Raw genomic sequence first — 24946 nt, forward strand, 5'->3', positions numbered from 1 at the left:
GTCGATAATCATGATTTTTGACACGTCCCGAAAATCTGCTTTTTTTAGATAAAGCCTACTACTGTATATGGATAAAAAAATTATATTAATTCTAGCTCTAATATTTAGCACAACTGCTTTTACACAAGATTTTATCTCAATATGGAATACATCTAACACGGATAGTAATTCTACCTTAGATAATCAAATTGAAATTCCCACCAACGCACTATATACTTATAATTATACCATAGATTGGGGAGATGGTGATACAGATTCTAATGTTACAGGAAACATTACACATACCTATGCGTCTTCAGGAAGTTATACTATTAATATTTCAGGAACGTTTCCTCAAATTTATTTTAATGATACTGGAGATAAATTAAAAATTGAAGAGATCCTTAGTTGGGGAACTATTCAATGGCAAAGTATGGAAAATGCTTTTTTTGGTTGTGAAAATTTAAATTTCGATGCCATTGATTCTCCAGATTTATCACAGGTGACGAGCCTAAAAAACATGTTTAGAGATTGTAGTTCTTTCAACGGTATTTTAAATAATTGGGATACAATCACCATAACTGATCTTTCAGGAACATTTGCACGTGCAGGTTCTTTCAATAGACCCTTGGCAAATTGGAATACGAGCTCTGTGACAACTATGGCTTCTACATTTCAAAGTACAGCTTTTAATGAACCTTTAGATGGTTGGAATACAGCAGTTGTAACCGATATGAGTAATATGTTTAACTCAGCGACTAACTTTAACCAAAACATTAATAATTGGAATGTTGCCAATGTAACGACTATGGCGAGTATGTTCTCTGTAGCCTTAAATTATAACCAGCCATTAAATAATTGGAATGTGGCCAATGTTACAGACATGAGTTCTATGTTTTATAGAGCGAGAGAATTTAATCAACCTCTAGATAATTGGGATGTAGGAAATGTGACAGACATGTCTCAGATGTTTGAAGGGTTTCTAGATATGATTTTCAATCAATCTATTAATACTTGGGATGTTAGTAACGTAACGGATATGAGCTCCATGTTTAAACGCTGTGCTACATTTAATCAACCTTTAGATAGTTGGGTTGTTACCAATGTGACCAACATGAGCGAAATGTTTGAAAGAGCGAGATCGTTTGATCAGCCTATAAATAGTTGGAATGTGAGTAATGTTACTGACATGTCTAAAATGTTTTACGGTGATAATTATGCTATGGCGTTTAACCAACCTTTAGATAATTGGGGTGTTGGAAATGTTACCGATATGTCTGATATGTTCAATAATTGTACTGTTTTCAACCAAGCATTAAATACTTGGGATGTTGCAATGGTCACTACTATGGAAGGGATGTTTAATGAAGCTTCAGAATTTAACCAACCTCTTAATAATTGGATTACGACAAGTCTAACTAATACAAACAATCTATTTTTTGGCGCATCACAATTTAATCAGCCCTTGGATAATTGGACTGTAAGTAATGTTACCACGATGCAAAATATGTTTAGTTCAGCTAATGCTTTTGATCACCCCTTATCAACTTGGGATATTAGTAATGTTTCTAATATGGTAAATATGCTAAGCAATAGTGGTTTATCTCAAGAAAATTATGATAACACGCTTATTAATTGGGCGAGTCAAAGTGTTCAGACAGATATTTCTTTAGGTGCTCATACGCTAACCTATTGTGACGGACTTGCTGCAAGACAACACCTTATAGATACTTTTAACTGGACGATTACTGCCGATACGGCTAATTGCTCTTTTGTGCTATGTTCAGACATCATATCTCCTATTGATGGTGATCTTAACGTACCTGCAAATTCTGATATACGATGGAATCCGGTTGCAAATGCCGATGGTTATCGTATTAGTATTCGTAGAGAAGATGATATGGGTAACGTTTTACAAGTCATCTATAATAATGACGATATTGGTAATGTCGTTGGTGTTAGCTTTACTAATGAGTTCTCGCCTGGCGATAATGTTTTTGTGACTGTCATTCCTTATAATTCTGAAGGACCAGCAGTTGGTTGTGAAGAAATACAGTTTAAGACTATAGAAAGTTGGGTTAATAGTCCGGATGCCTTCAAATTTACTGTAGACACAAGTATTTTAGATACTAACTCAAGCGCAGCAAACCAACTATTTCTTGAAGTCAACTCTAGTTTAACGTATAACTTTTCTATTGATTGGGGAGATAATCAGTATAATAATAACGTTACAGATCAACTAACACATACCTACTTAACTCCTGGTATTTATACGATTTCAATTATAGGCGATTACCCTCAACATATATACCGCAGCACCAATAGAGATAATAAAAAACTAATTGCTGTAGACCAATGGGGCACGCAACCATGGCTGAGTATGGAATATTTCTTTTGGTTTTGTGATAATATGGTTTACAATGCTACGGATGTACCCGATTTAACAAACGTTACGAACATGGCACGCATGTTTAGACGAAACAAGTTATTTGACGGTGATATAAATAATTGGGATGTTAGTAATGTAACGAACATGACTAATTTATTTTATCAAGCCGAAATATTTAATCAACCGTTAGATGATTGGGATGTTAGCAACGTCACTAATATGTCTAATATGTTTAATACGGCTAAAGCTTTTAATCAACCTATTGATTCTTGGAATGTAAGCAGCGTTACTTCTATGAGTGATATGTTTAACGATAGTGAAGCTTTTAACCAACCTTTAAACTCTTGGAATGTTGGAAATGTCACTAACACCAAACAGATGTTTGCCAATACCATAGAATTTAATCAAGATTTAAACAATTGGGATGTCAGCAATGTCACCGATATGCAACAAATGTTTGAGAGTTCTACTCATTTTAATGGTGATATCAATAATTGGAATGTGGGTAATGTCGTTAACACGTCTAGCATGTTTAGATCTGCTGCAGATTTTAATCAACCTGTAGATTCATGGAATGTGAGCAGTGTCATCAATTTTCAACAGATGTTTGAGGGTGCCTCTGACTTCAACCAACCGCTAAACAGTTGGGATGTTAGTAATGCCACCACTATGAGTAGAATGTTTTCTGGTGCACAATCATTCAATCAACCTTTAGATCAGTGGAATGTAGTATCAGTTAGTAATATGTTCGGCATGTTTAGAGGAGCCGTAGCTTTTAACCAAAACATAAATACTTGGAATGTAACTAATGTCTTAAACATGTCTAGCATGTTTGAAAACACCTCAGCCTATAACCAACTATTAAACCAATGGGATGTCAACTCAGTGGTAAATATGGGGTCTATGTTTAAAAATGCTGCCCTTTTTAATCAACCGATAGACGTTTGGGATGTGAGTGCTGTTGCGACTATGACTTCGATGTTTGAAAGCGCCTCGGTATTTAATCAACCTTTAAATTCATGGAATGTAAGCTCAGTAACGGCAATGGATTCTATGTTTAAAGCATCCATGCTTTTTAATAATCCACTAAATAATTGGACCGTTGCTTCAGTAACCAATATGATGTCCATGTTTGAAGACGCCACAGCCTTTAATCAACCTTTAAATAATTGGGATACAGGCGAAGTACTTACCATGCAAGCCATGTTTAAAAGTGCTGCAACCTTCGATCAAAATATTGATACATGGAATGTATCGTTTGTTTCTACTATGGAGGACATGTTTAGAGAAGCATCAACCTATAACCAAACTATGAACAGTTGGAATGTCGCCTCTGTTACGACTATGAAAGGCATGTTTCAAGATGCGATTTCATTTAATGGTGAAATAAACAGTTGGAACGTACGTAATGTGCTAACGATGGAAGCTCTGTTTTATGGTGCATCAGCATTTAATCAGACCTTAATTAACTGGCGTGTTACAGGTATACAAACCATGGAGAATATGTTTAGGGATGCCCTATCTTATAATCAGTCTATGGATGCTTGGACTATCGGTACGGTAACTATGCAAAGTATGTTTAGAGATGCTAGCGCATTTAACCAAAACTTAGTGGATTGGGATATAAGCAATGTCACCAACGTTAACAATATGCTAGACCGTACAGCATTGTCTAGAGAAAACTATGACGCTACTTTAATGGCTTGGTCAGAACTTTCGTTACCAGCCGGATTGACACTTGGTGCAGACACCTTACTTTATTGCGATGCTTTACAACAGCGACAAGATATTATTGATAATTACGGTTGGTCTATAAACAATGATGTTTTAGATTGCCCGATTCCAGAATGTACCGAACTCGTTTTACCATTAAACGGTGCAACAGATGTCCCTGTAAATACAAATTTAACATGGGAAAATGTACTGTTTGCTAGTGGCTACAGATTAGAAATTACGATTCAACCAAGTGGAACAATTATTAATGAAAACGTAGGCGATGTTACTTCATACGAATTTGCTTCTGATTTTGCAGGTGGAGAAACTGTGTCTGTCACAATTATTCCTTTTAATGATGAAGGTGACGCTATTGGGCCATGTACAGAAGAAAGTTTTACGGTATCTACAGATGCTGCGACAGTTCCAGATTGTACAAATCTTACTCTGCCGTTAAATGGTGATACAGAAGTTATGGTTGGTACAAATTTAAGTTGGACGCCTATAACAAATGCCAATGGCTATAGAATACATGTTGTCACTAATCCTGGGGGCATTATTATTTTAAACAATGAAGACGTAGGAAATAGTACGACGTATAACTTTACTACAGATTTACCCGAAGAAACACTCATAGATGTAACGATTACTCCTTATAATGACGAAGGAGATGCCAATTCATGTACAACCGAAAGTTTTACAACACAGACCATTCCTAGGCCTCCATTATGTACCAACTTAAGCAATCCTCTTAATAATGCCATAGATGTTGCCATCGATACAAACATTACCTGGAATGCAGTAACAGACGCAACAGGATATTTAATTAGCATAGGCACTACAAGTGGAGGAATTGAAATTGCTAATAGTGTTGATGTCGGTAATTTTACCACCTATACCCTTCCCAATGATTTACAAAATAGCAGAACCTATTATGTTACTATAATTCCTTATAATGCTATTGGTGATGCAACAGGTTGTAGCGAAGAAGTTTTTACTACGTCAGACCAAATATCTACAAGTCCTGGTTGTACTAACCTTACGAGTCCTGTTAATGGAGAAACAAATATTACTACAACCCTAAACCAAATGACTTGGAATGCAGCAGCAAATGCAACGTCATATAAAATTACTATCACAGGGTCTGCAAATAATGATATTACGGACTTTGAAACGTCCAATACATTCTACAACTTTTCTAATCCTTTTTTAAATGGAGAAATGGTAACTGTATCTATTATTCCTTTTAATGCGACAGAAAATGCCATAGGTTGTTCTACTGCAAGTTTTACTATTATTCCTGAAACACCAAGTTGTACTAATCTTGTTAGTCCTATCGATGGCGCTACAAATGTTGCTATAGATTTAAACCAATTAACATGGAGTTCTGCAACTAATGCAACGAGCTACAAAGTGACTATTTCTGGTACGACCAATAACAATATTACAGATTTTGAAACTACAGACACCTTCTACAACTTCACTAATCCTTTTTTAAATGATGAGGTTGTTATAGTGACTATTATTCCAATAAACGGAACTGTTGAAGTTACCGGTTGTACTTCTGAAAGTTTTACTATTATTGCAGACACTCCTAATTGTACTAACCTTACAAGTCCTGTAAATGGTGAAACTGAAATTACAACTACATTAAATCAAATGACATGGAATGCGGTTGCAAATGCAACAAGCTACAAAGTGACTATTTCTGGTACTGCCAATAACAATATTACAAATTTTGAAACTACAGACACTTTTTACAACTTCACAAATCCTTTTCTAAATGATGAGGTTGTTATGGTGACTATTATTCCAATAAACGGAACTGTTGAAGTTACAGGTTGCACTTCTGAAAGCTTTACTATTATTTCTGACGCACCTAGTTGTACTAACCTTACAAGTCCTGTAAATGGTGAAACTGAAATTACAACTACGTTAAATCAAATGACATGGAATGCGGTTGCAAATGCAACGAGCTACAAAGTGACTATTTCTGGTACGACCAATAACAATATTATAGATTTTGGAACTACAGACACTTTTTACAACTTTACGAATCCTTTTCTAAATGATGAGGTTGTTATGGTGACTATTATTCCAATAAACGGAACTGTTGAAGTTACAGGTTGTACCGCTGAAAGTTTTACTATTATTTCTAACACACCTAGTTGTACTAATCTTACAAGTCCTGTAAATGGTGACACTGATGTTACAACTACATTAAATCAAATCACATGGAATGCGGTTGCAAATGCAACGAGCTACAAAGTGACTATTTCTGGTACGACCAATAACAATATTACAGATTTTGAAACTACAGATACCTTCTACAACTTCACTAATCCTTTTCTAAATGATGAGATGGTTACAGTGACTATTATTCCAATAAACGGAACTGTTGAAGTTACTGGTTGTACCGCTGAAAGTTTTACTATTATTTCTAACACACCTAGTTGTACTAATCTTACAAGTCCTGTAAATGGTGACACTGATGTTACAACTACATTAAATCAAATCACATGGAATGCGGTTGCAAATGCAACAAGCTACAAAGTGACTATTTCTGGTACTGCCAATAACAATATTATAGATTTTGAAACTATAGGCACTTTTTACAACTTCACGAATCCTTTTCTAAATGATGAGGTGGTTACAGTGACTATTATTCCAATAAACGGAACTGTTGAAGCCATTGGTTGTGCTACAGAAACCTTTGAAATTGTAAAAACGCTAGTTTGTACAGACTTATTAAGTCCATTGGATGGAGCTACTGATGTCTCTATTGAAACCGATTTAACCTGGGATTCTATTCCAAATGCAGATGGTTATATAGTATCAGTAGGCACAGCGTCTGGCGCATCTGATGTTGTTACTAATTTAGATGTCGGATTTACAACAACCTATAGTTTTGATACTGAATTAGAAAGTGAAACTACGTATTACGTATCCATAACGTCTTATAATGGAAACGGAGAATCCGAAAATTGTAATGAAAGCACATTTACGACACTAGTTATTCCGAAAAATGAAGTCAAATATGGCTTTTCACCAAATGGAGATGGTATAAATGATTTCTGGACTATTGATGGCATCGAAGATCATTCTGATAATACCGTGAGTATTTACAATAGATGGGGGGATTTAGTTTTTCAGATCAATAATTATAACAATACATCTAATGTCTTTAGAGGTATCGCTAATAAAAAGACAAAAATGGGCGCAGGTAAACTACCAGATGGCACCTACTTTTTTCAATTTTCAATTAGTGGTGATCATAGTTTTAAAACTTTAAAAGGTTACGTTATTATTAAAAGATAAGTAGATGAATTTTAGAAAAAAAATAACCGCTATAACTGTAATTATCGGATTCATAATGTCTTTGACAAACTCGGTTGCTGCCCAGCAAACACCTTTGTTTTCAGAATATAATTACAATCCATTTATTATCAATCCTGCTTATGCTGGACTTACAGCAAACACGGAGTTTTCAATAAGTAATTCTGGTTTTTTCAGTCCGTTTGAAGGCAGCCCAAAAAGTTTTTTCTTAAGTGGCCATGGCTCCATAAATAATAATAAAATGGGTCTTGGTGCCGGTATTGTTAGTGATGAAATTGGAGTAACGAAATCTACAAGTTTCTTTGCGGCCTACGCTTATAAAATATACTTTGATTTTGATAACGATCGCCCATATTGGCAAAATTACCATCCTAATGTCCTTTCTTTTGGTATTACTGCTGGCATACAACAATATCAAGACAATTTAACGGAATTAGGCATTACAAATGATTATGTTTTTGCTGAAGATATTAATGCGACTATTCCAACTATAGGTGTCGGCTTTTTATTTAATCTGAACACCTTATATGTTGGTTTTTCTTCACCAAATATTATAGGTGATGCTTTGGTCTCTGATAAGAGTTTCAATATTTCAAATACATATTATGGCTATTTCGGATACCGATTTTACAATAACCGCTTTCAGGATTTGATAATTAAGCCAAATGTATTATTAAAACATGAAAAAGGATCACCACTACAAGCCGACATTAACGTTGCCGTAAGTGTCAGAAACAAATTTGAACTTGGTGGTGGCTATAGAACAAGTAATTCTTTTAACCTGTTAGCCGGTCTTTATGTCTTTAATAATTTCCGACTTATTTATAATTATAATATAGCGACAAACGATTCTCCTCTTGGAAACACACATGGTTTCATTTTAAGTTATCAGTTAAAAAATGGCTATACGAATAACTAGTGCCAAGGTGATATTTGAAATTGGAAAACATAAATTTCAACTGCACCTTTATAAAAATGTATAAAGCCTTTTGCTATATTACATTTTGGGGCTTATGAATAATCAAGAACACCTTTCAAAAAAAATGCTGAATAACAATTTGTTATTCAGCATTTTTTAATCTTAAGAATTACCGTTTCAAAGCAAAATGTGCCTTAAACTCTTTTCGTATGCCGCTACTTGGTTCATCATACTCTACAGTAAACCAATAGTCACTTGTTGGCAAAGCATTACCATTAAAGGTTCCATCCCATCCTTCTCCATCGGGACTTAATTGCTTTAACAACTTTCCGTAACGGTCAAATATGTAAATTATAGCATTACTACCAATACCTTCAATATTCCAAGTGTCATTATTTCCATCTCCATTAGGTGTAAAATATAAAGGATAATCGATAACAAAAATCGACACTGTTATTATTCCACAACCAAATTTATCTCTTGCTGTTATTTCATGTTCACCTGCAGAAACATTAGTAAAAACTCCCTCATCTTGCCAAGGGCCTCCATCTAAACTGTACTCGTAAACACTAATGCCTGTCGCTATCGCTTCTAAAACGTGGTTATTAGCAAAGGCTTGTGTTAACAGCTCCACGCTTAGACTTGGTGGCTCACTTTCTATGACCACTGTTGCATCTTCATGTTCACAACCTGTAGTTAAATTGGTTACAAACACCTCATAATTCCCACCTTCAGTTGGCATAATACTAGACCCTGTTTCGCTTATAAGATTACCTTCAAACGTCCATACAAAACTATAGTCTGCTGCAGATAAGCCTGTCTCAATGATTAACGGATCTAAAATTTCGGTTCCATTGGTATTTAAACATAATGTGTAGCTGTCTTCTAAATTAAACTCTGGTAATGGATTCACTTGTAAAGTCAATGTTGCAACCTCATAACAAATCGATGTATCACTACCTGTGCCGTCTGGTGTATCATTATCTACCCTCGCATAAATCACTTGTGGATTGGTGGTGTTTTCATACAGTGTTGGCAAAGGATTAACCTTTAAGTCGGCCTCTTCTTGAGTTGCATAATACGTCACCATATAATTTAGTGGATCTTGGCCATCTAAAACTTCTGGATCTCTCGTGGTTAAATCGAACTGAGCACTATCGTTAGTTGGATTGTCGTCCGTTTCCATATTGTCATCACAGGTTTCGTAAACAATAGGATCCATATTTGGATTGGCTTGAGCCGCTTCTTGCACTTCAATATTAAAACTTTGTGTACTGATTGAACAACCTGTAACATTGTTGGTGATGGTTACAAAAATCTGTTGCGGATTACTTGTATTTGTGTATAAACTCACTAAACCATTCATACCTGCTTCCGCATCCGCTAAATTAGCGTGATAAGTCACCATAAACTGTGTTGGATCTTGCCCATTTAAGACTTCTTCGTCTTTTGTCGTTAGGTCAAAATTGTCAAAGCCATCAGTAAATAATTCACATTGAATAAAATCTGTTACGGCAACCACTTCTGGTAACGGATGAACTACGATTGTAAAATCAACTAAGGTATAACAGCCTGTAACATCATTCGTCACTCTTACATAAATCTGTTGATTTGGTGTATCTATGTTTGTGTATTGTGTTGGATCTGGTATAGCATTGTTTCCTGAGTTGGCATCGTCTATATCTTCGTAATAGCTTGCCGTGACTCCGGCTTCTCCATTAAGGATTAGAATTTCATTTTCGGTTAGATCAAAAACTTCTACTCCATCTCCTGTATTTATAGCATCACACAATTCTAAATCAGGCAATTGATCGCTTGCTGTTGGCGTTGGATTTGGCATAACGCGAATCGTTAGTGTTACCACATCTACACAACCGGTGTCTGTATCTGTAACCACTGCAAATAAAGTCTGTGGATTAGCAACTGCACCTCCTACGGATACGTTAGTGTAAGCTTCGGCATTAACAGCATCTATTTGATTTACGGCATTTGTTAAAGTCTCATAGTAACTAACACTCCAGCCTGCTTCACCTCCAGTAATCTCATTATTTTTTACGGTTAAATCGAAAATAGTTACTTCATCTGCAACAGCATCATCACAAACTTCTAATGGACTTGGTTGTATCGCTTCTGGTGGAAGCGCCACACTAATGTCAAAAGAACCAGTATCAAAACAAACATTATTATCATTCTCTAAACGCACAAAAATGGTTTGTGGGTTGCTAGAATTGGTAAAGCTTCCTGGTGTTGATATTGGGTTATTTCCAGATATAGCATCTGCTTCATTAACATGATAGGTTAAACTGACGTCTGTTTGACTTCCTATTATTTCACTATCTTTTGTCGTTAAATCGAACTGCGCAAAACCATCGGAATTTGAATCACAAATTACATATTCAGGTATAGATACTGGTACTTGTGGTGTCTCTAATACACGAAGCGTTAATGTTCTTGAAATATCGTAACAACCCGTAATCGTATTTGTTGCTCTAATATAAATCGTTTGCTCATTCATCACAACATTAGTGTAAGGACTTGCAAAAGCATTAACACCTGTATTGGCATCTTCTAAGGTTTCGTGATAGGTAATAGCAACATCTAACTCTCCACCGATGATTTCGATTGTTCTTTCTTCTAAATTAAAATTTGTAAACCCATCGGTATCATCATCACAGACTTCTAAATCTGCAGGAGCCGTTGGTGATGGAATTGGACTTACTCGCAACGTTAATGTTATGGTATTTGTACAACCTGTTGCATTATTGGTTGCTTTTACAAATATGGTCTGTGGATTTGAAGTGTTTGAATAAGGACTAAAAATAGGATTGGTATTAGTATCAGCATCCAATTGTGTTTCAAAAAACGTTAATCCGACACCAGATTGTCCGTTTAGAATCTCATCAGCAGCATTTTCTAAAGTAAACGCTTCAATTTCATCACCTGGATTATTATCATCACATAACAACAATGGATTTGCTTGCACCAATACTGGTATGGCATTTACAATCAATTCTAATGTTGTTAATTTATAACAACCTGAAGCATTATCTTCAACACGAATCCAAATCACTTGATTAAAATCATCACTATTGGTATAGTTTGCTGAATTTGTGATTGGGTTTAATCCATCATCTGCATCAGTTTCATTCAAGTAAAATGAGACTGTATACAATGTAGGATCTGATAAATTTTGTAGAATCTCTGCTGTTTTACTAGTTAAATCGAACTGTCCAAAACCATCTGCAGATACATCATCACAAATCTCTAAGGGATCAGGTGATGTCGCTCCCAATTGTGGAGTTGGATTAACAAAAAGTTGTAAGGTTACAATTGAATCACAATCTGTTGCAATTGTTGAACTTTCTACACGCGCATAAACCGTTTGCGCATTTTGTACAATATTTGGGTAAAGACCTACTATTGGGTTAACATTAATATCAGCATCCGCCATCGTCTCATGGTAACTCACTGTTAGTGTTGTATCTCCTCCCGTAATCTCATTGTCTTTAGTTGTTAAATCAAAAAGTCCAAAACCATCACTATCAGGATCACAATAGTCCAAAGCTGTAGGAGGATTTGCTATAGGCGCTTGCTCTACAACTAATTCTAGTGTCGTAAAATCGTAACAACCTGTATTTATATTTTCAACTCTAGCAACAACAATTTGTCCATTACTTGTATTGGTATACAACGTAGGTAACACATTGGTTTCTGATTCTGCTTCAGCTAAAGTTTCAAAATAATTTACCGAATAATTAGGATTATTACCTGTGATTTCTGTGTTCTTTAAACTTAAATCGATCTGAGTTAAACCATCTGGTGTGCCATCGTCACAAACTTGTAAAGCGGTTGGCGTAATTGCTGTAGGCAAAGGATTAACAATTAAGCTAAGCGTCGTAATTTCAAAACAATCGGTATTAAAATTATTTTCGGCACGTATATAAATAGTTTGCGTACTACTTGTATTTGTATATAGTCCGGAAATCGCATTTAATCTATCTTCAGCATCGGACTGCGATATATGATAGGTTACTGTAACATCTGTAGTACCACCTAAAAGTAATGGAGTTTGAGAGTCTAAATCGAATTGTGTAAAACCATCATTTACGGCATCATCACAAACTTCCAAAGGTAGTAAGGTGTTCATTGCTGGAGTATCAAATACTTCTAAGTCTAAACTCGATACATTATAACACACGGTTCCGTCTGTATCGACACGAACATGAATCGTTTGGTTATATGCGGACGTATTTTGAAACGCTGTTGGGTCTCCAATTTCTGGAGTGCCAGCTTCTGCTTCGGCTTGCGATATATAATATGATACTTGCACGGGTTGCGTGTTTCCGGCAATAATATCGGCTTCGGCTTGGGTTAAATCGAAAGTTCCAAAACCTTGACTATTGGCATCACAGCTTTGCAATGGAGCTACTGTATTTGCAATAGGAGCACCAACCACTTCAAGATTAAGAGTCGTATAATCAACACAGCCTAAATTTGTTTCTACGCGCACATAAACAGTTTGATTTGCTGACGTACTATCATAAGGAGACACAAGTGCTGTAAGTGGATTTCCTGCTTCTGCTAAAGCTTGAGTTTCGTAATATGTTACGTTTACGTTTACTTCGTTATTCGAAATGGCAGCGCTTTCAAGATCTAAATCGAATTCCGCTGTATTAGGGTTTATGCCGTCATTACAAGCTAATAAAGGGCTTGGAGCTATAACTGTTGGTAATGGATTAACGGTTATGGTTTCCGTGGTATTCAATGTGAGAATACAATTTGGTGGAATCGGACTTGTAACCGTTAGTATTTCTACGTTGGTAGTCGCTGTTAAAGCAGGTAATGTAAGTGTGAAATTTCCGGTGGCATCTAAAGTTAATGTTTGAGATGCACCAGTATCTACAGTATAAGCAATTGTTGCATTAGGATCGCCTGAAAATTCTAACTCCCCATCTTCACCTTCACAAATTGGAGTATTATTGAGTATTATTGGAGTCGAATTTGATGATACCGTTACGGTTTCAGAATCCGTTAAGACCTGAGAGCAGACTACCGTACCTGAATCACTTAGAATTTGAGCATCCTCTAAATTTAACGTTATGTCACTTGTAGGTGATTGTGTTAGAATAGCAGAACCTGTGGCGTCTAACACTATTGATTCTGTTGTACCGTCATCTATATTGTAAAGAACAGTGGCATTAGGTGTCCCTGTTATTATAAATATCACGTTTTCTCCTTCACATATGGCTGTGTTAGATACGGCTAATGTAGAGGTAGGAATTGGTGTTACAATTAAATCGAAATCAATTATAGAATAACAATCTGTTCCTGAAGATTTAACTTTAGCATAGACCGTTTGTGGATTAGACGTATTGGCATAAATACCTGGTAATTCATTAATATCATCCGTAGCATCTGCTAAACTTAGATAAAAGTCAATGGTATTTAAAGGGTCTGAATTAATACTCGATTTTAAGCCATCTAGACCAAATACGGCAATATCTGGATTACTACTACATTGTTTTACATCATCAATATCATTGACAACTGGTGGTGCCGGAAATGCTCCTGTTCCCTCATTAGCTGTTCCTGTCCATTCTAATTGAAAACCACCATCACCTGCAGGTCTATCTATAACAATGAAATAAGATTCTCCAACATTAACATTTAACCAATACACATAACCATTACCACTTGCGCCTGGTCCGGATTGGGTTAAAGTTGTACTTCCGTTAATTCCTGTTTGATTATTTGTAAGTCCTGCTTCATTAGGGTTGGTTGTTGCACATCGAATAGGACTTCCTAGGTTAGAACAAATACGGTTTGGGCCATAAACCCAAAAATCGTAATCGACCATAATATCTGGATCATTAGGAATTAAATCAAACCCTAAAGTCCCTGATTGTACAATATTAACTTCTAACCAAAGTGAATTATGCTCACTACCACCGCAAGAACTAACCTCATAATCATTACCATATCCTGTAGCATTAGACGAAAATGTACCATTACCACAAACCGTTACAGCATTAACACAATCGTTTGGTTCTTGTGCTTTGACATGAAAAAAAATTAGACTAAAAACTATTAAAAATAAATATCTATTCATTTGAATTCTTTATCATAACCTCTATTAGTCTGAGAACATTGACGATCTGACTAATTTGAAAATATTTTATTAATTTAATAAGCCACTGTTATTATTTGCTATAATCAAGATTTAGCTGACAATAATAAAACAATTATATCTCAAATTTTCCTACCTAAAAAAAGTTAACAGTCAAGCTCATAATTGATATAACCCGACTGCTAATTTGATTTTTCTATTAAAATTCTATTTTTAGATTAAAAATCCTAAAATATGTAATTCCATTTATTTTTTAACAATCAAAAACTCCGAGCGTCTGTTTTGCGCATCTTCCTCTTCTGTACAGTTAGATTTACAATCTATTTTTGGTGCTATATCTCCCATACCTTTTGCTGATAATCTATCTTTATTGATGCCTTTTGAAATTACATATTGCATAGTGGATTGTGCACGTCTTTCAGATAGTTTTAAATTATAATCAGCCTTTCCTTTTGAATCTGTATGAGATCTTACCAAAATTTTCATCTCTGGATAATCGTTCATAATTAAAACCAATTTATCCAATTCTAAAGCTCCCTGATTAGTGATATTACTTTTATTAAACTCAAAGTAAATGTTTTTCAACTTTACTTCGGTTTCTGTAATCATCTCGTTTATGGGTTTTAAATCTGCATTTACAATGACATTCTCACCTTCGGAAGCTTTAACCTTAAATGAAGCCGATTCATAACCGTCCATTGAAACATTTATAGTATAAGTGTTCTCACAGCTAACATTAAATCCTGTTTTGCCACTCATATCAGTAGCTTGTGCTGTTATTTCATTTAATTGAGCATCTAAAATTGTAACGCTTGCTCCTGCTATTATTGAATTTGTATCCTTATCTTTTACCATGGCTATAGTCTCAAACTGACATATAGGTATGGCCATATAAATATTATCTACACCAGATTTATTTGATGAAAAATAGCCGACTTTTAAGGTGTTGTTAACACTAAAAGCAAAATCGTCTCTATTAGTGTTTACTGCGTTTCCCAGGTTAACAGATTCTTCATTTTCGTTTAAATCGAATTTAAATATATCTAATCCACCAAATCCTTGGCGTCCACTTGAAGCGAAGTATAAAATATTATCTTCACTTATATAAGGAAAGCCTTCCTTACCAGAAGTATTTACTTTAGATCCTAAGTTTACAGGTTTTCCGTAAGTATCACCTGATACACTTATTTTCCAAATATCTGAATCGCCTAATCCATTTGGCATATTAGAGGCAAAATAAAGTGTTTTTCCATCGCTACTAATACTCGGATGACTTACCGTATATTCTTTACTGTTTATAGGTAATGCTTGTATGTTTCCCCATTTCCCTTCATCCATAGTCGCTTTGTAAATACCCTGCTGTGCTACTTTTATGCGTTTGCTTTTAATCTTTTTAAAATCACCAGTACTGTGACCATCTCTTGAGAAGTACATTGTTTTGCCATCAGCACTTATTGTCAATGGTCCATCATGGTAGATGGTGTTTAATTCTTCAACTTCTTCTGGCTCTGACAAGTCTCCATTTTCACTTCTAACAGATTTATAAATATCTAAATAAGGTTGGTTGGTCCAAGCATCTTCTTTTCCAGACGTTTTTCTTGTACTTGTAAAGTATAGAATATTATCATTAGATAACACAGCCCCAAAATCACTTTGTTCTCCATCGTTAATTGCAACACCTTCAACATTAAATGTTTTTGTTATGTCTGCTAACTTTGGAATATAATTAGGATTCTCTAAATGGGCTTTTGCGCGTTGATCGTTAGGAAGTAGTTTAGAAAACATATCCATTTGGCTATTCGCTTCGTCATAGTTTCCTTCTGACTTTAAAACTTGCGCATAACGAAAATACGTTTCAGCATCTTGAGTTGTCTCTAATGCTTTTTTGTACCAAGTTGAAGCTTCTTTGATGTTAAACAAGTTGTAATAACTATCTGCTAATTGCTTATACACATATGCATCTGCGTTGTTTGCATCAACAACTTTTAGATACGCATCAATGGCATCTACATATTGATAGCCATCATAAAGTTTATCGGCTTTTTCTGTCTGTTTACTTTGTCCGTAGCCCGATGTAATAATTAAAAAAAGACTTAATAGACTATATATTTTTTTCATTTTGAAACGTTTATTTGTTAGAAAAATCTAGGTGAAATGGATACTTTTTTAGAGAAATTAAGATCGAATAATAACATGATTTCATGTGAGCCAGATGATTTTATATTAAGATCTGACGTGGTATAATCATAAGCATATCCTATTCTAATTTCTGGTGTTACAGCAAAATTGGTCATTGCTCCAACAGAATCGTCTAAACGATAAGTCGCTCCAACTTCAAATTTATCATAAAACAAAAAGTTAGCAGATACATCTATAGACGTCGGTGCATTAAAAGCAGACTTCACTAAAAATGAAGGTTTAAATTTAGTTGTTGTTGACAAATCAAAAACATAACCTGCGGATAAGAAATAATGTAAAACTTCTGAACCATATTCAAATTCTTGACCATTATTTGTCACATCTAAATACGTGCTTTTTAACATGTTTGGTACGGATAAAGACACATAGTATTTATCTGTATAATAAAAAGCACCAGCTCCAATGTTTAAATAGGTATTACTTGTGTTTTGGCTAAAGGCTTCATCACTTGCATCTGGCACATAACCATTACCAATATCACTAAACAACCCTATATTTTGAAAGGTAGCACCTGCTTTTAATCCAAAGGCTAAGCGATGTTCACCACCTAAATTTAAGGTATATGAGAAATCGGCATATACATTATTTTCTTCTACTGGTCCTATTTTATCTGAAATTACCGATAATCCTAAGCCTACATTTTTTCCGACAGGACTATGTACTGAAAGTGTTACTGTTTTTGGCGCATCTGTGATACCGACCCATTGCGATCTGTATAGCAATCCTACAGATAATGCTTCGTTCGATCCTGCATAAGCTGGGTTAACGACATTCATATTATACATATATTGTGTATACTGTGGATCTTGCTGAGCATTAGCACTCACTAAGATCATAAGTGTAAAGGCTATTGTAAAATATAGTTTCTTCATGTCTATTTTATATTGCTGTGATTTCATTTATGATTATTGTGCTCTGTTTATAAATACCCAACCTGTTAATGAACTACCGTCGTCTTTATGTAGACTGTAGAAATACGTACCATCTGGTAAATCGTCACCGTTATTAGATTGTCCGAACCATTGGTTAATATACGTGCCATTAAAATTATAAACCTCTCTACCATGACGATTGAAAATATTTAGCATTTTAACTCCATAACCTGATAAATCGAAAGTGTCATTTTTACCGTTTCCGTCTGGTGAAATACCACGTGGAATATCTTTACATGATAAACGTTCGGTTGTATGAGTCGTTGTAACTGAACAGCCACCAAAATCCACAATTACAGAAAACTGTAATGGTACCGTTTCATTAGGGTTATCAGCTGCATATTCTGAAACATTAAACACTTCTGAGTTTTGACCTACAACATTTCCGTTAGCGTCCATCCACGTATAGTCAGCTTCGCTTGTATCGAAAGAATTGTCTAAAGGAGATGCTATAAGTATATAATCAGAGTCGTTACATTCACCTTCTACTCCAACTTCAATTTCATCTAAAATGGTGATGTTGAAGGTTGTTGTTTCACCAGCCACACAGCTTGAAATATCTTCTGCTATTTCATAAATAACATTATAGTTACCAACACTACTCGTTCCTACGTTTATCTCACCAGTTAAAGCATTTATTGATAAACCATTTTCTGAACTAAATGTACCACCTGTTGTAAATCCGGCAGCCATATTAGGCAGAATAGAATTACTATCTGCGCAGTATACATCTTCAGTATACGTAAATTCTGTAACAGGAATTGTACTTGCAGTAACTTCAATTGTTGTTGTCGTTGAACCAGCATCAGAACAAGCGGTTCCATTTGCTTCAACTGTATATGTTACATCGTGATTACCTGTCGCAACAGAAGTTAAATCAATTGCACCTGTTGTAGAGTCTACTGTTAAAGTCGAAGAACTAAATGTTCCTCCTGTTGTAAAGTTAGGATCTAAGCTTGGTGTGATTGTCGTGATTAACAATTCGCAGTAGGCTACCGTACCGTAATTAAAACTCGTAACAGGTGTTGACGCCTCAGTAAATTCTATAGTTGCCACATAAGTCCCTGCAGATGTACATGTCTCATCATCTCCGTCGTAAGTGTAAGTTACATCATGTTGTCCTACTGATGCAGATGTCATATCTATAACTCCTGTTATAGCATCGACTGATAAGGATGTTGAAGAAAACACACCTCCTGTCTCAAAATCAGCACTTAATGACGGTGTTGGATTTTCAGTAGCTACAACACACGTTGTGTTATACGTAAACGTAAGTTCTGGCGTAAACGACTCACTAACCACCACTTGAATCTCTGCACGAGGGCCTTCACAACCCGCTGCATCTACAAATGCTGCATAGTATGATGTTGTATTCACTACTGAAGTATTTGGTGTTGGTGCAATTGCACTCCCTATACCTCCAACAGCTTCTGTAAACCACATTAAATCATAGCTACCCGAAGTTGACGCTGAAAGTTCTGTTGCTGCATCATTTAAACAGTATTCAACAAGAGCTTCTACTTGTGGAGTGTCTGCAATTCCGTTGTATGTAATTTCTAAATCGTATGCACAATACGACGTTTGCCATGTAAAAATGTAAACCCCTGGTTGTACAAAATTTGTGATTGTTGTAGAACTACTATTGGCATCGGTAATTGAAACCGCACCAGGATTAGAGTCACTTGGTACCCAAGTCCCTGTTCCATTAGCTTCAACATTAGCACTATTATTATCGCAGTCTACTGCAAACGGCGCTGTGATTAACGCGTTATTAGGCACAAAATTAACAGCATCTAAAACATTACCTAAATCGTCACCATCATGAGCTCTAAAGATAAATCTTGTCACACTCTGCTCTGTTGGCACACTGTATTCCCCAGAAACGATTGTCCATGCCTGTACTATTCCTAAATGCTCATCAATCTTTATATAAGGACCACCAATAGGACCTGCAAACAACTGAACAATATTATCATCAGATCGCGCCAAATGAGCGAAACTATAATCGTATAAAGTAATTTCGGAAGTATCAAAATCTCTGTAATACCCTTTAATATCCGGATCATTTGGATCTATTGTTGTGCCTTGGTCAGATAATAATTGAGCACATTGGCCACCTTCATAACATTCAAAACCAGGAGCATTTAAGGATTCCCAATAAAAAATCTCATTAGTTGAATCTAAGTTAGAGCGCCATCCAGGCAATGTATTAAGAGAAACAATAGTTGTAATACCACTTAAGCCAAGCAAATTAGGTTCTTCAAAACCACCATTAACAGTCTCAAAAGCACATAGGTCTTCAGGTGTTTTAATACAAACATCAAATAAATATTCTGTATCAACGTCACTGTTTAAGGTTATTCTCAATTTATAGTTTTGACCTACAATTAATTCCGAACTATACATGGTTACAATAAGATTGTCGTAACTACAAGTAACTTCTTCAAGGTTACCAGCACCATTATTTTTATATAATGTCATTACAATTTCAGGATAGTAAGGATCACCAACACCTTCTTGTAAGCTTCCATTAAAATTATTTATTTCTATAATATGAATTAAAGATTCTGCTGTAAAGTCGAACCAAATATCACCTCCATTTGTTCCGTCGCAAGACATCGCTTCTGATGATACTGAAGAATTTATAAAAGAAACCGTTGTACCAGACACATCACACACCTCATTATCATTGATAGGTAAGGTTATGGCGTTTGAAACATCATCATTTCTAATAAATTCAAATGGCCCAGACCAATAACTCTCATCATCCGATCCACAAACTGCTCTTACAAAAAACTCATAGGTTGCTGCATTTAAATCATTAAAATCGGCATCTGTTGGTATATAAGAATTGGCAGAAACTATAATCCCTGATTGTGGAATTGTTCCATTTTCAAAAGGTTGAATAGCCACTTCCCATTGTGTTTCGTTTCCGCCAGCAGTCCATGATAATTCAGACAAATTACTCACTGTTAGATCTGTTGGTTGCGGACAAGAAACAGCACCACAAATAGCCGTTCCTGTATAAATTGTGGTTCTTGGCAGTAATCCTTGTGGACTAGTATAAATGGTTACACCTTCGCTATTTTGAACCTCAAATTGGTAATTAGCATATTGTGGAATAGACCATCCAATCGTATCGAAAAACAGAGAAAATTCTACACCTGAACATAGAAAGGCAGTATACACATCATTTTCTTGACCTGTAAAAGGTAGCGATTGTACCACTTGGTTATTTTGGGTAATATCTAAAGTCGAAGACGTATTAAAATCACTGGTCAAAATAAAGGTGTATTGACATAAATTCTCAAAACTACATTTTGTAGTCACAGTTTGTACTTCTGTCCACTCTCCATCATTACCATCACAAACGGCCCTTATATAAATGTCATACATTGTAGAAGCGGTTAAGCCTGTTATAGTAAATGGATTCGTTGAAGCACTAAATAGGTAGTCAAGATCTGTATCACCAACAGGAGCAGAAGATCCTGATGGTTGTACTGATAGTTCCCATTCTGTTTCTGTACCATTGGCATCCCAAGACACTTGTACTTCAGTATCTGTTATATTATTTAATATGATATTTGTTGGCTCTGGACAATTTGGTATGTCTTCAATATTTACATTGTCAATCACCAAGGTTTGTCCTCTATATGGTTCTGTACTTGCAAAGTAAGGCACATAGAAAGCTATATTAACATCACCTGTTATACCTGATGGTAAATTGATGATTTTCACTTTAAATTCTTCATTATTTATAAGTACCGAATCATCATCAGAATCGTATAATACTGTAGTAAATTGATCTAAACCGGTTCCATTAGTAGATAATAACACTTCTAAATCTTCAGTAAAGAAGCCATCATAAACTCTGTAATAATAACGTAAACGTTGATTCTCAGTAATCGTAATTGTTGGAGAAATTAACCAGTCATCGTTAAGACCATTCGTCCCCGTAAACATAGCAGCTGCTTGGTCACCTTCATAAACTAAAGAAGCCACGTTTAATTCCCACGTTTCACCATCGTCATTATCATTAACAACTATCCAACACTCTTTAGTTTCGGAATTAGAATTAAACGTTTCAACAAAGGGAGATGCAAAAGCATTGCACGACGTACTAAAAGTCATTGGCCCAATCCATTCACTATTACCTTCATCACAATTAGCTTGTACATAAAATTCGTATGCTGTATTAGGTTCTAAATCTGTGGCAGCATAATCTGTACTCGTTACAGCGATACCAGAACCTGTTGGTTCACCAGAACCTGCAGGTTGTAACGCAATGTTCCAACTTGTTTCTTCATAACCGACTGTCCAAGATAAATCCGCAGTAGTTGTAAATACATTATTAACAGCTAAATCGGAAGGATTAGGACAAGCTGACACATCTGTAATACTAACATCATCAATACTTAGTACAGACCAACTACCATTAAACTCTGGTGGCACTCTAAATGCAATATATACGGTACCTGTAGCTTCAATAATTATTGATTTCTCCTCATAATTAGGGTTTGTAAAAATCTCTAATGGTGAGATTACAGAAAAACTTCCTGGATTTGTATTTGTTGTTGACATTAAAACTTCTAAACCAAAGCGTGGAAATGATGAAAAGAAAGAAAAATCAGATCTGTATTTGAATTTTAATTCTTTAACTCCATCAATATTAATAGCAGGCGAAATTAAATAATCATTAAAATCAGAAGGTGGTGCAAACGCTGATGTTTGTAATAAGGCGTGAGTGCCATCAATATCCCATGTGGCTCCATCATTATTAGCATCATTAATAGCCCAACAAAATTTTTGGGTATCATTATCATCATCATTAAAACTTTCATAGAACGGTGTGTCGTAAGCTTCACATAATGTTGTAAAAGCAAGAGGTCCCACCCACTGGCTTACATCATCTTCTTCACAATAAGCTCTGACATAAAACTCATATCTATTACCTGAATTTAAACCAGTTGCCATGTAAGGAAAATTACTGGTAGTTAACACCCCTGGCCCAGTTGGTTCACCAGCGTCTAAATCTTGTATTACGACCTCCCATTGGGTTTCATCACCACCAGCTGTCCAAAATAACCACGCAGAGTCTGATGTAATTTGAAGTACAAATGGATTTAAAGGATCTGGACAAGATGGTTTATCTTCAATATAAACATCGTCAATAGACACTCTTAATGCAGATTCAGTTGTATTTGGCTCAACAATCCAAGCGATATTTACTTCTCCGGTTATGCCTTCTGGTAAATCAACAATTATTTCTTGAAAACTTGTATTTGTAATTGTCGTTGCTGGTAATACTATGGTTGAGAAATCATCTATACCGACACCTGTTGTGGAAAGCTTTACAGTATATGTTGACCCTCCTTGAGTAGAACGATGTTTGTAACGAATACGCTTTGGTGTACCATCAAACGCAACACGTGGTGATACATAAAAATCGTTATTTTCAAATCTAGAATCTTCAGTACGCATTGTGGCGTACCCTCCAATAAAGTTCCAAGCAACTCCATCTCCATTAGCGTCAATGGTTGTCCAACATGGTTCTGGGTTTTGATTTGTAGCCGTATCAAAATCAGTGAAATATGGTAAACTAAGTGTAGTACACTGTGTAGTAAAAGTTAAAGGATTACTCCAAATACCTGCTGTACCACCACAAATAGATCTTACATATAAATCATAAGTTGTATCAGATACAAGGCCTGTATTAACAAGGTTACCCGTATTTGTAGTTGTTGGAGTACCAGAACCTGTTGGCTCACCTGATCCTGTTGGTACTACTGTATATTCCCATGTATCTGCAAAACCACCGATATTACCCCAAGAGAAACTTACACTATCTTCAGTTAAATTATTATACACTAAATCAGTTGGTGGTGCACAGTTTGGTGCTGAAATTTCTAAAGAGAAACAAACTCCTGCTGTCGGTGTTGAAAATTCGGTTGATACTACAATAATATAAGTTTCACCAGCTTCAACAAGTAAGTTAGATATTGATTTAGGATCATAAGCATTTATCGTAATAGTACCTCCAAGGCAATTAACACCTACACTCTCACAACTATCATACACAAATAATGAACTTCTAGAGTTCCAACAGTTATTATCTCCACCTCCTGGCTCAACAGCTGTAGTCTGTGTTAATGTAACTAAACCATCTACAGTTGGCGTATAGCTTAAAAAGATTTTATTTCCATTTAGATAATTTGTAGTTGATGCACCTAAAACACAATTGCTACCTTGAGTTGTATAAGAAATATCTGGATTTATCCACTGATCTAAGTTATCCACTAAAACATAAGGAGTTGAAGAAATATCTGGAACTATAATTGGTGACTCACAAGACAAACCAAATTTTAAAGTCCTAAAAGTATAAGGTCCTACAAAATCACTCTGTGTATCATTATCACATACTGCAGAAAGATACACATCAAATTCGGTGTCTTCGTCTAAATTGTTTAATGTATATGCTGTTCCTGTAACAGGAATACCACTATCAGCAGGCACACCTCCTGTAGGTAAAATTTGAATTTCAAAATCTGTTGCGGTAGCATGTGACCAATTTACTTCAGCAGAATTCACTGTAATACTATCGATAGAAACATCTACGTCATCGATTTCAGTACACCCCTCTAAAACAGAAACTCCGTCTACAAACCATTCATCTCCTGTAGGCGTAGTTCCACTTTGTGTATTAACAACAACAAACGCTATATAAATATTTAAACCCGCAGGAATTGAAGTCGGTATTTCAACTACCTTTTTTTCATAGTTGGTTTGTGCTCCTATATTTAAGTTTGATTCCGTGTAAGATTGAAGCGTTATATTAAACCCATTCACATCGGGCTGCGATGCCGTAGAAAGTCTTATTTCATACTGCGCACCATTATCTGCTTCATTAGACTGCTTTGTGTAAAACTGAATTTCTCCATTTTCAGGTACTGCAATCTGTGGAGTTACCAAAAAATATTGTGCCGTATTTTGATCACCAATATTATCTGCACTTGGATTTACCGACGTTCCGTTAGAGCCTAAATAACCATCTGTAGTAGTTGCCCAATTTGTGGTTCCTACACCATTGTCAATTAAGGTCCATGTGCTAGGAATACCACTATCAAAATTTTCATTTATCTGTGCGTTTCCTTTTACTGAAATCAATAAAAAGAACAACAATGTCATAAAACTTAAGCCACTGTTTTTTATAATTTTTTTTGAGAAAAAGCAGGATTCATTTTCTGCTGTGTTTTGTAACTTTCTTATCATGTTAAATCAATTTCAGGATTATTAACTTATTGTTAAATATATATATAAGTAAGTTAAGAAAACAGCCTAGGTCTTTACTATTT

The 24946-nt window shown here is 35.5% G+C and carries 6 protein-coding genes; 2 read left to right on the forward strand and 4 right to left on the reverse strand.

From position 1 onward, the window contains the following. Window positions 1-67: 67 nt before the first annotated feature. Window positions 68-7399, forward strand: coding sequence for a BspA family leucine-rich repeat surface protein (locus HM984_RS12425; RefSeq protein ID WP_179349382.1), 7332 nt, complete (start codon window positions 68-70; stop codon window positions 7397-7399). Between the two features lie 4 nt (window positions 7400-7403). Then, window positions 7404-8336: a PorP/SprF family type IX secretion system membrane protein gene (locus HM984_RS12430; protein ID WP_179349383.1), complete on the forward strand. Its 933-nt coding sequence runs from the start codon at window positions 7404-7406 to the stop codon at window positions 8334-8336. Between the two features lie 169 nt (window positions 8337-8505). Here the strand turns inward: HM984_RS12430 and HM984_RS12435 are convergent, their stop codons facing one another. The 4 genes from HM984_RS12435 to HM984_RS12450 form a co-directional block, all read right to left on the reverse strand. Next, window positions 8506-14445: a T9SS type B sorting domain-containing protein gene (locus tag HM984_RS12435; RefSeq protein ID WP_179349384.1), complete on the reverse strand. Its 5940-nt coding sequence runs from the start codon at window positions 14443-14445 to the stop codon at window positions 8506-8508. Between the two features lie 264 nt (window positions 14446-14709). Next, window positions 14710-16581: an OmpA family protein gene (locus HM984_RS12440; RefSeq protein WP_179349385.1), complete on the reverse strand. Its 1872-nt coding sequence runs from the start codon at window positions 16579-16581 to the stop codon at window positions 14710-14712. A 17-nt stretch (window positions 16582-16598) separates the two neighbouring features. Then, complete coding sequence (locus tag HM984_RS12445) at window positions 16599-17534, reverse strand: PorP/SprF family type IX secretion system membrane protein (RefSeq protein WP_179349386.1); 936 nt, start codon at window positions 17532-17534, stop codon at window positions 16599-16601. Window positions 17535-17567: 33 nt separating this feature from the next. Continuing rightward, complete coding sequence (locus HM984_RS12450) at window positions 17568-24863, reverse strand: choice-of-anchor J domain-containing protein (RefSeq protein ID WP_179349387.1); 7296 nt, start codon at window positions 24861-24863, stop codon at window positions 17568-17570. Window positions 24864-24946: the final 83 nt, after the last annotated feature.

Origin of the sequence: Winogradskyella pacifica, from assembly GCF_013403915.1 — a bacterium.
Lineage (GTDB): Bacteria > Bacteroidota > Bacteroidia > Flavobacteriales > Flavobacteriaceae > Winogradskyella > Winogradskyella pacifica.